The sequence below is a fragment of the Gammaproteobacteria bacterium genome (genome assembly GCA_011682695.1).
Lineage (GTDB): Bacteria > Actinomycetota > Acidimicrobiia > Spongiisociales > UBA4744 > BMS3Bbin01.
Genome location: JAACED010000053.1, coordinates 1 through 14,087, shown reverse-complemented (window position 1 = coordinate 14,087; position 14,087 = coordinate 1). Strand labels below are relative to the sequence as shown.

General features: G+C 63.4%; 14 protein-coding genes and 1 riboswitch. Of the genes, 5 read left to right on the top strand and 9 right to left on the bottom strand.

Annotated elements, in window-relative coordinates:
- Window positions 1–395 (top strand): LLM class flavin-dependent oxidoreductase (locus GWP04_10000; GenBank protein NIA25883.1); only part of this gene is annotated, 395 nt, incomplete at its 5' end.
- 202 nt (window positions 396–597) lie between these two features.
- The gene (locus GWP04_09995; protein ID NIA25882.1) at window positions 598–1,845 is read left to right on the top strand and encodes a uracil permease; all 1,248 of its coding nucleotides are present in this window, start codon (window positions 598–600) and stop codon (window positions 1,843–1,845) included.
- Window positions 1,846–1,848: 3 nt separating this feature from the next.
- Here GWP04_09995 and GWP04_09990 read toward each other — a convergent pair whose 3' ends face one another.
- Together GWP04_09990 and GWP04_09985 are read right to left on the bottom strand one after the other, a co-directional pair.
- The gene (locus GWP04_09990) at window positions 1,849–3,465 is read right to left on the bottom strand and encodes a DHA2 family efflux MFS transporter permease subunit (GenBank protein ID NIA25881.1); all 1,617 of its coding nucleotides are present in this window, start codon (window positions 3,463–3,465) and stop codon (window positions 1,849–1,851) included.
- Between the two features lie 51 nt (window positions 3,466–3,516).
- Window positions 3,517–4,482, bottom strand: a complete 966-nt coding sequence (locus tag GWP04_09985) for a hypothetical protein (GenBank protein NIA25880.1) — start codon at window positions 4,480–4,482, stop codon at window positions 3,517–3,519.
- Between the two features lie 114 nt (window positions 4,483–4,596).
- On the opposite strand from GWP04_09985, the gene GWP04_09980 reads away from it, so the two are divergent.
- Window positions 4,597–5,346 (top strand): alpha/beta fold hydrolase, encoded by a 750-nt coding sequence (locus tag GWP04_09980; protein ID NIA25879.1) that lies wholly within the window; start codon window positions 4,597–4,599, stop codon window positions 5,344–5,346.
- Window positions 5,347–5,409: 63 nt separating this feature from the next.
- On the opposite strand, the gene GWP04_09975 is transcribed toward GWP04_09980, so the two are convergent.
- The 4 genes from GWP04_09975 to GWP04_09960 are packed head-to-tail and all read right to left on the bottom strand — an operon-like array spanning window position 5,410 to window position 8,591.
- Window positions 5,410–5,766, bottom strand: a complete 357-nt coding sequence (locus GWP04_09975; GenBank protein ID NIA25878.1) for a hypothetical protein — start codon at window positions 5,764–5,766, stop codon at window positions 5,410–5,412.
- A 28-nt stretch (window positions 5,767–5,794) separates the two neighbouring features.
- On the bottom strand, window positions 5,795–6,589 hold the full coding sequence (locus tag GWP04_09970; protein NIA25877.1) for an ATP-binding cassette domain-containing protein: 795 nt from the start codon (window positions 6,587–6,589) through the stop codon (window positions 5,795–5,797).
- Window positions 6,586–7,578, bottom strand: coding sequence for an iron chelate uptake ABC transporter family permease subunit (locus GWP04_09965; GenBank protein NIA25876.1), 993 nt, complete (start codon window positions 7,576–7,578; stop codon window positions 6,586–6,588). Before GWP04_09965 ends, GWP04_09970 begins: the two co-directional genes overlap by 4 nt.
- A 50-nt stretch (window positions 7,579–7,628) precedes the next feature.
- Complete coding sequence (locus GWP04_09960) at window positions 7,629–8,591, bottom strand: ABC transporter substrate-binding protein (protein ID NIA25875.1); 963 nt, start codon at window positions 8,589–8,591, stop codon at window positions 7,629–7,631.
- 119 nt (window positions 8,592–8,710) lie between these two features.
- Window positions 8,711–8,832: riboswitch (cobalamin riboswitch) on the bottom strand.
- A gap of 116 nt (window positions 8,833–8,948) precedes the next feature.
- On the opposite strand from GWP04_09960, the gene GWP04_09955 reads away from it, so the two are divergent.
- Entirely contained in the window at window positions 8,949–9,782 is an 834-nt protein-coding gene (locus tag GWP04_09955; protein ID NIA25874.1) for a flap endonuclease, read from the top strand.
- 31 nt (window positions 9,783–9,813) lie between these two features.
- On the opposite strand, the gene GWP04_09950 is transcribed toward GWP04_09955, so the two are convergent.
- Window positions 9,814–11,781 (bottom strand): hypothetical protein, encoded by a 1,968-nt coding sequence (locus GWP04_09950; GenBank protein ID NIA25873.1) that lies wholly within the window; start codon window positions 11,779–11,781, stop codon window positions 9,814–9,816.
- Between the two features lie 215 nt (window positions 11,782–11,996).
- Window positions 11,997–12,920 (bottom strand): DUF72 domain-containing protein, encoded by a 924-nt coding sequence (locus tag GWP04_09945; protein NIA25872.1) that lies wholly within the window; start codon window positions 12,918–12,920, stop codon window positions 11,997–11,999.
- Here GWP04_09945 and GWP04_09940 point away from each other — a divergent pair.
- Window positions 12,919–13,356 carry a hypothetical protein gene (locus GWP04_09940; protein NIA25871.1) on the top strand — a complete coding sequence of 146 codons (438 nt, stop codon included), beginning with the start codon at window positions 12,919–12,921 and terminating at the stop codon, window positions 13,354–13,356. The genes GWP04_09945 and GWP04_09940 overlap by 2 nt on opposite strands.
- Window positions 13,357–13,545: 189 nt before the next feature.
- Here the strand turns inward: GWP04_09940 and GWP04_09935 are convergent, their stop codons facing one another.
- A complete protein-coding gene (locus GWP04_09935) occupies window positions 13,546–13,956 on the bottom strand; it encodes a thioredoxin fold domain-containing protein (GenBank protein ID NIA25870.1) in 411 nt (136 codons plus the stop codon).
- Window positions 13,957–14,087 lie beyond the last annotated feature (131 nt).

The window sequence follows — 14,087 nt, the reverse complement described above, 5'->3', positions numbered from 1 at the left end:
TCGTACTTGGTCGAAGCGAGGAGCATGCCCGCTCGCTTCTGGACAGCCGGCCGCTCCGGTATCTGGCATTGATGGCTCCTGCGTCGCTCTGGCGAGAGCGCGGCGCGTCACACCCCTTTGGTGACGAGTTTCGTGGATTCATCGACCTCGTTCCGCAGCACCTCAGCATTGCTGAACTCGATGGCGCCTTGGCGTCCGTTCCGAGATCCGTGCTCGAGGATGCGATGTTGTGGGGAACTCCCGAACACGTGCTGGAATGCATCAGGGAACTTGCAGATGCCGGCATGCGCCACGCGGTGCTCTCTCCGGCCTCTGCGATGGTCTCGCGTCGCGACGCGTTGTTCTCCATACGAGCCGTGCTCGGTCTGATGCGCCGCCTGCAGAGCGGATACTGAACAGCCGGGCTGCACCTGGCGGCACCACGTATTTCGTGCTCCATCCTTCGATGGCGGAGTCGCCGCATGCGTCCGCCCGGGGTCGTTTGGTGACGATGGCTGCGCCACCGAGTGTCAAGTACTGAGTATGGGCGAGCGTAGAACGCTCATGCTATCGTGACTTCTCGATGATCAACTCATCGAACATGTACGCAGCCGCCCGATGGGCGGCCTTTTTTATGGAGGGAGGAACGTTGTGGAGTTGACCGCGCAGAAGAAGGTGGTGTTGGGTGCCCAGCACACCGTCGCGATGTTTGGAGCCACGATCCTGGTTCCGTTACTTACCGGCCTGGACCCGGCGGTAGCGCTGCTTTCCGCCGGGCTCGGGACGCTGATCTTCCATCTGCTGACGAAGCGAATGGTGCCGGTGTTCCTGGGGTCTTCGTTCGCCTTCATTCCTCCGATCATCGCTGCGCGTGACGGCGGCTACTCGTGGGCGGCGGTCGGCGCCGGCATCGTAGGAGCCGGTGTCATCTACGCACTCATGTCGCTGACCGTGACCTTTGTGGGCAGCGCACGGGTTCGCCGTCTGTTTCCGCCAATCGTGACCGGGCCGGTGATTGCGGTGATCGGGATCACGCTTGCTCCCACGGCCGTCGGGATGGCGTCGGGGCAATGGTGGCTGGCGATTGCGACGCTGGGAGGAACGATCGTGGCGGCGGTGTGGTTCCGAGGCCTGTTCAAGATGCTTCCGATCCTCACCGGCCTGGTGTTCGGCTATGTCGTCGCCATCTTCGCCGGTGCCGTCGACTTCACTCCTTTCAAAGAGGCCGCATGGATCGGTCTGCCGAACTTCACGTGGGCATGGCAGGACGTTCAGTGGGGCGCAATCGCGCTGATCGCGCCGGTCGCCTTCGTGACGATGATCGAGCATGTGGGCGACATCCTCACCAACGGAGGCGTGGTTGGTAAGGACTTCTTCAAACAGCCGGGCTTGCACCGGACCCTCATCGGCGACGGTGTGGCGACGCTGCTGGCCGGGTTCATCGGTGGCCCTGCCAACACGACCTACTCCGAAAACACGGGTGTGCTGGCGGTCACCGGCGTATACGACCCTGCAATCTTGAGAATCGGTGCCGGTTTCGCAATCGTGCTCGGCTTCATCCCGAAACTGGCCGCGATTCTGCAGACCGTTCCCGTGGCGGTGCTCGGTGGATTGTCGATCATTCTCTTCGGCATGATCGCCTCGATCGGCATGCGCACGCTGGCCGACGCGCAGGTCGACTTTACGCACAGCCGGAACCTGATCGTCGTTGCCCTGATTCTCGTGCTCGGCCTGGGAGTCACCGGACTCGAACACGGGATCGTCTGGTTTGGCGTCCAGGTCTCAGGACTGGCACTCGCCGCCCTCGTGGGTGTTGTCGCCAACCTCGTTCTGCCCAAGGAGATGGACGTCCCAGAGAGGGTGTGATGTCTACTCCCGCGCCCGGGAACGGGCGCGGGAGTCGCTCTGCCGGGTCTCCGGGAGCAGCCAGCTCATCAGGAAGCCGATGAAGATGATCAACGCGCCGACGAGAGAGGATCGTCGAGCAGAATCCGAGAGGGCCTCTTCGAGGATGGGGACCAGCGGTGCCGCGTCCGGGCGCTCCCTCAGTCCCACCAGCATTTGTCCGGCCGACTCCCGGAACCCGTCGGCAATGGCGACCTGACCCTGCTCGGGAATCTGGGGAAGCGAGGCGAGCCCGTCCCTGGCGAGGGACCCGAGTGACACGGCCAGCACGGTGCCGAGGAGAGCGATGCCGAGCGCGGAGCCGATCTGGCGCGACGTGGACTGTATCCCGGAAGCCTGGCCAGACTTGGATCTGGGGACGTCGGCAAGGATGACATTGGTGAGTTGTGCGGCCGCGATGCCAACGCCGAGCCCGTAGACGAACAGTGCAGGAGCCAGCTCGAGCCCGTGGACCCCCGGACGGAGCTGGAGAGACGCCACGACCACCGCTCCCGCCTCGAGGAGCATCCCGATCGAGACCGCTCTTCGCGGACCGATCCGGACGGCGACGTACGCGGCCACAGGTCCCCCGACGAAGGCCCCGATCGCCAAGGGGAGGAGGGTGAGTCCGATGTGGAACGCGCTGTACCCGAGCACGCCTGCCATGAACAGTGGGAGGACGAAGACGAGACCGAATTCGCCAAAGCTGCGGGTCGCCGCGACGAGATTGCCGTAGCGGAAGCTCCGCAGGCGAAACAAGGTGGTATCGATGAGGCCTCGGCTTCCCCGGCGCTGTTCTTGGGACTCGTGGACGGCGAATCCGACGAGCGTCACCACGGCTACGGCGAAAGCGATCGGCACCGGAGACAGTGCGTTGCCGGGCCAGCCGAACCCCGCGATCTCGAACGGCTGCGTCGGACGAAGCCACCCGTGGCGCGGCCCTTCGATCAAGCCGAACACGAGGGCAGCCAGACCGGTTCCGATCAGAGCTACGCCCTTGAGGTCGAATGCTCTGATGGCGTGTTCGTCGCGACTCTCATCTACCCAGAGGGTCGTCCCGACCCACACCATCACACCGATCGGAACATTGATGTAGAAGGCCAACCGCCAGGAGTAGCTGGTCGTGAGCCATCCGCCCAAGAGGGGACCGAGCGCAGCCATCCCGCCGATCACCGACCCCCAGACGCCGAATGCGATGCCCCGTTCCCGGCCACGAAATGTCGCGTTGACCATCGACAGGGCAGCCGGCAGCGTCAATGCACCGCCGAGCCCTTGAAGGAACCGTGCCCCGATCAACCAGCCCCCGCTGCGCGAGAGGCCGGCGAGCATGCTGGCCAGGACGAACGTCGTGATGCCGACTCGAAACAGCTTGCGACGCCCCTCCAGGTCGCCGAGACGACCGGCGGTGGTCAACAAAGAGGCAAAGACGAGGACGTAAACCGTATTGATCCACTCGGCTTCCGCAAGATGGATGCCGAGTTCCTCGATGATCGTGGGGAGCGCGACATTGATGACGGTCACGTCCACGATGATCATCGCGACCCCCATGGCGAGGGTTGCCAGAGCGAGCCAGCGCGTGGAAGAGCGTGTTTCCGACATCATGTCGGAAACACGCTAGCGGTTTCCTCCGAAATGCAAAAAGCCGTGACTAATTCAGGTCGCGTCGATTGCGGCGATCGCCCAGGCGAGCCCTTCGTCGGGATCCTCGATGGCGAGATGAAGGGTCCAACCGGTGGGAGGGAACAGATCGGACCACGCGTACCAGCGCAGTCGTCGCGCGTGCTCTCCGAGGAGCGTCGGGTCCGGAGGCCACTCGGCGTCCGTCAACACCGCGATCGTCCACCACGCAGCGAAGCGTCCGGCCGCAGCTCCTCGCCTTCGACCGTGCGCTCCGCCACTCGCTGCAGCCCAGGCCATCGTGCCGAGCCCGAGCTCCGGAGTGATCTCGGTGATCCGGGCTCTGCGAAGTCCGAGAGCGGCGAGGGCCATCGGCGCCGTCCCTCGGACGGCGCTCGTGTCGCACCGCCCGTTGGACTCTTCGGTCCACGGCGTGGTGAGCGCTGCGAGCGCGTCGAGCGAGTCCGGGTCGTCGAGCGGATCGGAAGCGGGAGGGAGTGTGATCTCGGCCATCGCCGGCAGTTCAGGTGGTGGGAACTCTGCACTCCGATGGTGATACGTGGCGATAGGGTACGAAGGCTCCCAGGGCTCGAGTCGCAGAGGGATTTCGAGATGGGTGTCGTCGACGACGCCACGAAGGTCTTCGCCCCGGACCACTCGTTCCTGGGCAACGACCGACTTGGCGGGGCCTTCGGACAGATACGGCTCGAGTTCGTCCCAGGTGTGGGCTGACGCCGCGACCTCGGCGAGGGGGCCGATCGTGAACTTCCCGGCCCCCACCACGACAACGGGGCCGGCCCATTGACCCGGTGCTTCAAGAGTGAGGCGATAGTCGATGTGCTCCGCAATCCCCCAGAGTTGTTTTCCCATGTCCAGGGCGTGCAGGCAGCGGTCCTTCAACTCGACGAGGTCGCGCCAGGATTCGTCCTTACAGAGGTGGTCGACGACACGCAGTAGCTCGTCGGGATCCCCGCGGTCGACTACATCGGCCAGAGTGCTCATCCCCGCAGGATATCGAGGTGAGGTGGGCTGTCGGTTCTCGTACGTCGACTACACGACCTTTGCGCCATTCTGGCGGTCCCAGATATTGTCTGCCAAGGCACTAGCCTCGCCACCGTGAACCTTCTCGATCCTCTGGCCGCGCCGTTTCTCTTCGAAGGGACCAGCGGTGAGGGAGTTCTGCTCCTTCACGGATTCACCGGTACGCCGGCGCACTTCCGCATGATGGGCAAGTTCCTCAACGAGCACGGCTACACCGTGCATGCGCCCCTCTTCCCTGGGCACGGCACGAGCCTGGAGGAGATGGATCAGACGACGTGGCACGACTGGGTGCAGAGTGCTCGAGCCGGCCTCGAGGCACTGGAGGAGTTTGGGCATGTCCACCTGGTCGGTCTGTCGATGGGTGGATTGATCTCCCTGCTGCTGGCAGCACGGCACGAGATCGCATCCATCACGACGATCGATACGCCGGTAAGACTCTGGGACCGTCGCCAGCCCCTCGTGCACATCCTCAAGCATGTGCAGCGGTTCCGCACCTGGGACGACGGGCCCGGGCAGCCTCCGCTCGGTGAGGCGGCCAGCTACTTCATCCAATACGACGGGTTCTCGGTGAGTGCGGCATCGGAGCTGCTGCGACTGAAACGGCGCGCGCTGCGCCACCTCGATCGCGTGCATGCACCGGCGTTGATCATTCAGTCGCGCGCCGACGAAACGGTTCGGCCCGAGAGCGCCGACATCCTCGCTCGCAGACTCGGATCATCCCGGAAGCGGATCCTGTGGCTCGAGCACTCCCGCCACAACGCGCTGCTCGACACCGAGCGCGACGTCATGGACGAGGCGATTCTCGAGCACCTTCGCTCGGCCTGATCCTGGCGAACCCAGGGCTCAGGGGTACCCCCAGGGTTCGCAACGTTGTGGGTTTCGGGGGTATCAGGCCACCGGGTCCGTGCCTTCAGGTGGTTCCGGCTGGGAGGTCTTGCGGACGCTGCTGACGGCCCGGTCGAGTGCCTCTCCAACTTGCGCGAAGCTCGTTCCGAGCGCATCGAGTAGCGACTTGGCTGCTTCTTTGGCGCCCTGTTGCACCTCCGGATCCCGGATCGTGTCCCCGACTGAAGTGAATGCGGTGTCCAAGGCATCGGTCACGGTGTGCAGTGCGTCGCGGACTTCTTGTTCCGACGGAACGGTGTCTTCCTGATCCTTCGTGGCGCGGTAGTGGTCTCGAAATGCGTTCCCGAGACTTCGGAATTCTCCGGCAACGGCCTGCCAACTGTCTTCCACTTCACCCATACGCATCCTTCTTTCTCTCGATCTGATGCTACCGATCCTGCGCTTGGCCGTTTGATCGGATGGGGACAACCACCAGGCCTCCGGTTCCGTCGTCGAGGATGCGCACGGTTGCTCCGTAGTGTCGTGCGATGACCGACTCTTGCAGTACCTCGCGGGGTGTTCCGTCGGCGATGACCTCACCTGCCGAAAGCAGCACGAGACGGTCACAGAACTGTGCGGCGAGGGTCAGGTCGTGCATGGCCGAGAGAACCGTCAGGCTCCGCTCTCTCCGGAGGCGGTCGATGAGGGCGAGTACCTGGAGCTGGTGACCGATGTCGAGGGCGGACGTGGGTTCGTCGAGAAGGAGCAGAGAAGCTTCCTGCGTGAGGGCTCGCGCCAGGACGACCTGCTGCAGCTCTCCGCCGGAGAGTTCCCCGAGGAGCCGGTCGGCGAACCCCTCCATCGTGAGTGAAGTAAGTGCTGTGCGTGCCACGGCGACATCGTGGTGTCCTTCGATGCCCAGATAGGGGATGTGCGGACTCCGTCCGAGGAGCACATAGTCGAAGACGCGCATGTCCGGTGGGGACGCTGGGCGCTGTGGGACGAGTGCGGCCATGCGTGCGCGGGCCGATCGGGACAGATGGGTGACGTGCCGTCCTCCGAGCGTCACGGTCCCGGTGGACGGAATGGTCCCGTGAACCGCCCGCAGCAAAGTGGTCTTCCCGGCGCCATTCGGACCGATCAATCCGACCCACTCTCCTTTGGCTGCCAACAGGTCCACACCGTCGAGGATCGTCGTCTTGCCGAAAACCACACGAAGCCCTTCGACGGCGAGGCCGCTCATCGCAGGCCTCTCGATGTCCGAAGCACGATGACGAAGAACGGCGCGCCGAGAAAGGCGGTGACCACTCCGATGGGCAATTCGGCAGGGCTGAGTGCCGTGCGTGCGACCACGTCGGCGACGATGAGAAACGCTGCTCCGAGCAGTGCCGAGAGCGGGAGGATGACGCGATAGCTCGCACCGGTGACCAGCCGAACGGCATGCGGGACGATGATCCCCACAAAGCCGATCAGCCCGCCGACTGCTACGGCGGCTGCGGTACCCAAGGTGGCTGCGGTCACCACGAGAAGGCGTACGCGACGAACAGGGACACCGAGAGCTGCAGCTTCTTCGTCACCGAGCGAGAGGACGTCGAGCATCCGACGGTGGAGCAGGATCACCACGCCGCCAATCGCCACGTACGGGAGGATGAGGAGGACTTCATGCCAGCCGCTCGTCGAGAGTCTTCCGAGAATCCAGGCGTAGACCTCGCGCAACGTGTTGGTGTTGCGCTGCTGGATGTAAGTCTGGAGCGCGGTCAGAAAGGACGCGACGGCAACGCCTGCCAGGATGAGACTCGTGTTTGTGCGGCGTCCGACGGTTCGTCCGAGCACATAGGTCAGGAGGACTCCCCCAACGGCGCCGACAAACGCAGCGATCGGGACGGCGGCACCGGTGGCCGAGGACCCGGCCGCGATGGCGAGTGTCGCGCCGAGACCGGCTCCGGCCGCGACGCCCAGTAGGTATGGGTCGGCCAGCGGGTTGCGGAACACGCCCTGATACGCCGCTCCGGCAAGGGCGAGGATCGCCCCGACGAGTCCGCCGAGGACCACTCGCGGGAGGCGAACGATCGTGAGGATGTCCACCTGGCGATCCGTCAGGGTGGTGGGTATGTCGATGCCGGGCAGAGCATTCAGGAGCGAGCGCGCCGCTCCGGACGCCGGAATGTGCACCGGCCCGATGAGGGTGCCGAGAGCGACGGCAGCGATAACCGCTGCGATGGCCGTCAGCATCCCTCCCCACGTGAGTCTGGTGGGTCGGTCGGGCCGGTGCGGGGCTGCGCTCAGGGGTGTGTCACCTGTCTTACGGCGTCAGCGATCGTGCTGAGAAAGTCGACGATTCGGGGTCCCCAGCGTGAGGCCACGTCGTCGTCGAGAGCGAATACGTTGCCTTCCGTCACCGCGGTCAGACTATCCCAGCCGGGCCGTTCGGCGACCGTCTCGGGACTCTGGCCGCAGCACTTCGTATCGGCGAGGAAGATCAAGTCGGGGTCTGCATCGAGGATGTACTCCGCCGACAATTGCGGGTAGCCGAACCCATCGGTATCCGCCGGGTCGGCGATGTTCTCCAGTCCGAGCATGCCTACCAGTTGGCCGATGAACGTCGAGGAAGTGACCGAGTAGTAGGTCGGATCCAGTTCGAAGTAGTAGGTGAGATTCTCACCGTCAGATGTTGCGGCCGTCGCATCGAGCAGAATCTGATCGATATCGGAGCCCATCTGCTCGACGAGGTCTAGTGCTTCCTCTTGATGTCCGGTGGCAGTGCCGAGCTGTCCGATCTGGTCATAGACATCGTCGATCGACGCTGCCGCCGGTTCGAGGAGGACGGGAATGCCCAGAGAATCGAGCGAAGCGACAAGATCCCCGGGATCGAACGTGATCACGACGAGGTCCGGGTCATAGGCCACGATTGCCTCGACATTGGGACTGAACCCGGTCAGGTCGGTGACCGGTGCCGTGTCCGGATAGTTCGACTGATCGTCGACTGCGACGACCTGGTCGCCTGCGCCGATGGCGAAGAGCATCTCGGTGGCCGTCGGAGAGAGGGACACGATCGCGTTCGGCGCCTCCTGGATCTCCACGGTTCCATTCGCTGCGTCCACGGTCGTGGGGAAAGGACTCGCCAGAGTCGTCGTCGTTGGCGCCGCCGTGGTCGTTGTCGTTGGTGCAGCGGTGGTCGTTGTCGTGGTGGGAGCGGGGGCCGCCGCCGCGGTGGCGGTGGTCGTTCCCGTCGAGCACGCGCTCATGATGAGCGCGGCTACGACTCCCACAATGGTCTTCCGCATGAATACATCCTCCTTATCCGGAGGATGAAGTGGACTGCCGGCTTGTGTGCCGACGAAGTACGCCTTCATCCGAGGGTTCGTTCGTTGCCGCGGCGCCAGGCGACCTGGCTCGGCCCCGAGGGGGCCTCACAGTTGCGGGACAGCGCCGGTTTTCCACCGGACTTCGCTGAACGCTCGCGGCACCTGCCTCACTGGGCAGGCAGGGCGAGCATAGCGCGTGCAGATCGCCGCAGGGCTCGGCGTCCCGCCCGAGATTCGGTCGTTCTTCCTTTTTCGGCGGGTAGGACGCGTTGCGGGCGACTGACGTACGATGCTCTTATGCGGCTCCATGTGCTCGACGCGACCTACGAACTGTTCCGCGCCTATTTCGGCTATCCGCGAAGGAGAGATCCGTCGGGCCGAGAAGTGGGGGCGGTGTGGGGACTGGCCGATTCGACCCGGCGCCTGCTGCGCGAGCCGGGCGTGACGCACGTCGCAGCCGCATTCGACACGGCTATCCGGTCGTTTCGCAACGACATGTACGACGGATACAAGACGGGAGAAGGTGTCGAACAGGAGTTGTTCGATCAGTTTCCGCTCGCAGAGCGCGCCCTGGAATCGTTGGGCGTCGTCGTGTGGCGGATGGAGGAGTTCGAGGCGGACGATGCACTCGCTTCGGCCGCTTTCCGCTTTGGTGATGACGTCGAACAGGTCGTGTTGTTGAGTCCTGACAAGGACCTCGCCCAGTGTGTGGTCGGGGACAGGATCGTGATGTACGACCGTCGCCGGTCGATGATGATCGACGAGGACGGTGTGCGCGATAAGTGGGGGATATTGCCTGAGTCGATGCCCGATTATCTGGCACTCGTCGGGGATGCGGCCGACGGTATTCCCGGCATCTCCGCCTGGGGAGCGAAGTCGGCGTCGACCCTGCTTGCCCGTTACCGGAGGATCGAACGGATCCCGCTCGACCATGCCCTGTGGGACATTCCGGTACGTGGCGGGCTCCGGCTGTGCGAATCGCTGGCCGCGAATATGGACGATGCGCTGTTCTACCGCACGTTGACGACGCTGCGTCGCGACGTACCGATCGCCGAAACGATCGATGATCTCGAGTGGGTTGGTGAAGGCGAACCGGCGGTGCGGGCGCTCGCCGCAGAGTTGGGGTTCTGAGAACTTCCCCTGCGAGGGGAAGGAAGACTCTTTACTCCCTGGAGGAACCAGTGATCCCGAGGTGGCGCAGAAACGCCTCGTTGCTCGGTTCGCGGCCCAGGAAGTCCCGGAGGAGATCCGCCGCGTCTCTCGACCCGCCCTTCTCGAGGATCTTGCGGCGATAGGCAATGCCGATGTCAGGGTTGGTGACCCCCGCCTCTTCGAATCGGGAGAACATGTCGAGGCCGAAGACCTTCGACCACAGGTACCCGTAGTACCCGGCGTCGTAACCGCCGAGCAGATGGCCGAAGCTCGCCGGGAAGAACGTTCCCTCTTGGTGAGGAAGCAGGCCGACGGTTTCGGCGTCGAGCATGATCGCATCCAAGTCGCTGTGATCTCCTGGCCCGTGCAGTCCGAGGTCCAGCTTCCCAAGTGAGATCTGGCGGAGTGTGTCGAGGGCCTCATTCACGTGCCGGGCAGCCACCAACCTGTCGACGAGGTCCTTCGGGATCGGCTCGCCGGTTTCATGGTGCAGCGCGAATCGCTGGAGAAGGTCTGGTCGCCAGCACCACTCCTCCATGATCTGTGACGGTGCCTCGACGAAATCCCATTCGGTCGAGGCACCGGAGAAACGGGTGAACTCGGTGTGGCCCAGCGACATGTGCAGGATATGTCCAAACTCGTGGAAGAGGGTCTCGACCTCCGAGTGCTGGAGCAGGGACGGTACATCTGCCGAGGGCTTCGTGAAGTTGGCCACGATTGTGGACAGCGGCAGCTGATACTCACCGTCGGCCTTTCGATGCCCCGGAACGAGCGGGAAGGCGGCTGCGTGGCTGAACTTGCCCTCTCGCGGGAACAGGTCGGCCATGAAGGTCGCTACCTGTTCACCCGATGATGCATCCACGATGTCGTAGACGACGACGTCCGGGTGCCATGTCGGAACGTCTCCCCGCTTGCGGTATTCGAGCCCGAAGACTTTTCCGGTAATGCTCAGGAGACCGTCGATTACTCGATCCAGAGGGAAGTACTGCGCGACTTCTGTTTGATCGACTCCGTAGTCCCGTTTGCGGAGTTGGGTGTCGTAGTAGCGGCGGTCCCATGGTTGCAGCTGCGGGTCGCCTGCATCGGATTCCAGCATCGAGGCCAATACGGCGATTTCGCGATTGCCGATCTCGGTCAGGGGAGGGACGAGATCGTCGTAGAAGGCGGTGACGGCCCCGGGGTGCCTGGCCATCTTCACCTCCATCTGGTAGTCCGCCCACGAAGGGAGACCGAACATCGCTGCCATCTTCTCGCGTAGGTGCACGGCTTCTTCGAGGATCGCGCGGTTGGCGCCGGCGGCTCTGTTCGAGAACAAGAACAGGAGCCGCTCTCGCAGATCGCGTCGGGTGGCGTTCTCCATGAACGGGAAGACATCCGGGTATGCCATGGTCACTTTGTAGGTGCCGGCATCCGGAGCCGGCTGGAGACGTTCGACGTAGTCATCGGTCATCCCGGTCAGATCCGATCTCGTGACGATGAGTGCAGCGTCGACATCGGCGATGTTCTTCTCGAAGGCGATTCCCAGTTCGACCATTCGGTTCTGAAGCCTCTCGAGCTCCTCGCGTTGGTTCAGCTCCAGTTCATGACCGGCACGCCGGAAATCGCGAATCGTGAAGTCGAGGAGACGGCGGTGCTCTCCGGAGAGAGAGGTGGCATCATCGGTTCCGGCGTATGTACTCACTGCCTTGTAGAGGTCACGGCGGAATGTGAGTCCGATCTGCCATTTAGCGAGTGCCTCCTCCGAGGCTCGAGCAGCGGCCCGGATGGATTCGTCGGGGTGCACGTTGGAGAGAAACGGCCCGCGGCCGTAGGCAAGGGCCATCGTTGTGGCTGCTTCCTCGAGCGGGAGCAACGTGTCTGCAAACGTCCGCTCGCCCTCGATGGCAACGATGGCCGCGACGAGGCGCTCACACGTGACGATGGTTGTGGAGGTCAAGTCCTCGATCGTGTCCGGGGTGATTGTCGTATAGTCGAACATTCCGAGAACGATACCCGTCCGGGGAGCCTGCTGAGCGATGCATGGCTGGGGTCTCGACGACCGTGCATTGCCCTGTCTCTGCCTCGACGCAGCGCACGACTGCGCTTTGTCACGCCAGATTCGTCACGCTCGCCCCGCGGTTTTGCATCGATGAGGTTGCGATACGAAGTACCTGGTACCTGATACCGGCATCACTCGGCAGACTCCAGAAGTACTCAGTCGGCCTCGGAGAGCAAGCGGGACAACAGCCGTGCGGATCTGATCCCGTAATCTGCGTAACAGTTGTTCATCAACAGGTGCACTTTCTCCGCTTGTTCGCGGAGACGCCGGATGCGGGGGATCCACTCTCGCAACTCGTCTTCCCGGTAGTCGTAGCGGAACCGCTCGGCAGCGGTGATTCCCTTGCGTTCCCAGTTGTCGGCATTCCGGCCGTGGAAGCGCACGTGTGCAATCGGCGCGGTCACCGCTGCCACCGGTGGCACCGAACTTTTGAACCCTTGAGGCTCGTCGACGCAGACGTAGGCGAGGTCGTGTTCTCGGAGAAAGCCGAGCGTGGAGTCGGCATGGTCCTGGTCCATCCAGCGTTGCTGGCGAAACTCGACCGACACGTCGAACTCCTCGAGTTGTTCTGCGGCCCAGGAGAGATAGCCGAAGGAACCTCGCGAGGGGTATACGTATGCGGGGAGCTGCATCAGGATCGAGCCGAGCTTTCCCGCGGAGTGCAGGGGCATGAGCGCCTCGGAGAAGCGGCGGAACGCCTCGGCGACGAACTCCCTCGGGAGATCCCGGGCGTAGACGTTGCGCTTGTCGGCCTGGGTCCGGGGGAGTGCCTCTCGCAGGTCCTTCCAAAGTGTCTGCGGAGGAGTCGGATGCTGAGTGAGGAGTCGGAACGCCTTGATGTCGAAGGTGAAGTCGTTCGGCGTGCGTTCCACCCACAGTCCTGCGGTCCGCTCGTTTGGAGGGCCGTAGTACGTCGAGTCGACCTCGACGATCGGGAACTGGGATGCGTAGAAACGAAGTCGCTTCTCCGCCGTGTCGACGTCCGGCGGGTAGAAGGCGCCGGATTCGAGCACGGTCTTGTCTGTCCACGAACATGTCCCGACGAGGAGCCCCCGGTCGGCAATGGTGTCGCTGGCCATGCTGAGAGGGTACGCGTCCAGAGCCGTCCTGTGCGAGAATCAGGACATGGAGCATCCGAGCGTTCAGCGCATCAAAGACGGGTATCGCTGCTTCACCGAAGGTGACTACGAGGGGTTCGCTCGCGAGTTCGCCGACGACGCGATTTGGCATGTTCGCGGAGACACGCCGCTCGCAGGTGACAAGGTCGGTCGCGAGGAGATTCTGGAGTTCTTGAGATCGCTCGCCCAGGACACCCACGAGTCGTTCATGATCGAGGTGCACGACATACTGGCGAACGACCTCCATACCGTGGTGCTGGCTCACACGACCGTGAATCGGGATGAAGGGACCTATACGGCGGACGAGGTACACGTCTTCTGCACGAAAGAGGGACGGATCACCGAGGCGTGGGGGTTTACGTCCGATCCCAACGGTCGCGGCAAGTTCTGGTTCTAGGGAGTGATGCAGACACCAGGCACCAGGTACAACGTACTTCGTATTTCGTATCGGAACCTCAGGTCGATGCAAGACCATGGGGCGAGCGTGGCGGCTCAGCCATAACAAAGCGCATTCGCGTGCTGCGTCAAGGGTGAGAGAGGACGATGCATGCTCGTCGACGCGTGCCATGCATTGCTCAGCGGGCTCCTATGAGTCGGCTGCCTCAGCTCCATTGGTGGTCAGCAGCCGACGGAGCTGTTCTTTCTTGACGACGCCGGTGGTGCGAAAGCGCTGCGTGATCTTCTTGGCGTCTTCCTCGCCGCGCTGCTTCGCCTTGCGCTGGGATCGTTCCGATGTCCCGAACAGTACGAACGTCGGCGTGCCCTTGATCTTGTAGCGTTGTGCAGCTCCCGGCACCTTGCCTACGTTGACTTTCAGGACGTGAGCAGACCCCCGAAACTCGTGAGCAAGCTCATCGATGGTGCCGTCCATCGCCTTACATGCCGGGCATGAGAACTGCATGAAGTCGATGAGAACCGGCTTGCCGTCGGCCGTGAACTGCTCGATCTGGTCGATGTTCTTTACGTTGATTGCTCTGGTGCGTTTGCGGAATGCCACGACTGCCTACGAGGGGGGACGGGGCAAGGGTATCCGAGTTGGCGAGTTTGTCTACTCTCGGACCGCTCCGGTGTCATACCAGTCGGCTACCAGCCGCCCCCTCCGCCGCCTCCTCCGAAGCTTCCGCCACC

Coding starts and splice junctions, on each gene's coding strand:
- GWP04_09995 (NIA25882.1), top strand. CDS start 598: ATGGGCGGCCTTTTTTATGGAGGGAGGAACGTTGTGGAGTTGACCGCG.
- GWP04_09990 (NIA25881.1), bottom strand. CDS start 3,465: ATGATGTCGGAAACACGCTCTTCCACGCGCTGGCTCGCTCTGGCAACC.
- GWP04_09985 (NIA25880.1), bottom strand. CDS start 4,482: ATGAGCACTCTGGCCGATGTAGTCGACCGCGGGGATCCCGACGAGCTA.
- GWP04_09975 (NIA25878.1), bottom strand. CDS start 5,766: ATGGGTGAAGTGGAAGACAGTTGGCAGGCCGTTGCCGGAGAATTCCGA.
- GWP04_09970 (NIA25877.1), bottom strand. CDS start 6,589: ATGAGCGGCCTCGCCGTCGAAGGGCTTCGTGTGGTTTTCGGCAAGACG.
- GWP04_09965 (NIA25876.1), bottom strand. CDS start 7,578: ATGCTGACGGCCATCGCAGCGGTTATCGCTGCCGTCGCTCTCGGCACC.
- GWP04_09960 (NIA25875.1), bottom strand. CDS start 8,591: ATGAGCGCGTGCTCGACGGGAACGACCACCGCCACCGCGGCGGCGGCC.
- GWP04_09955 (NIA25874.1), top strand. CDS start 8,949: ATGCGGCTCCATGTGCTCGACGCGACCTACGAACTGTTCCGCGCCTAT.
- GWP04_09950 (NIA25873.1), bottom strand. CDS start 11,781: ATGTTCGACTATACGACAATCACCCCGGACACGATCGAGGACTTGACC.
- GWP04_09940 (NIA25871.1), top strand. CDS start 12,919: ATGCTGAGAGGGTACGCGTCCAGAGCCGTCCTGTGCGAGAATCAGGAC.
- GWP04_09945 (NIA25872.1), bottom strand. CDS start 12,920: ATGGCCAGCGACACCATTGCCGACCGGGGGCTCCTCGTCGGGACATGT.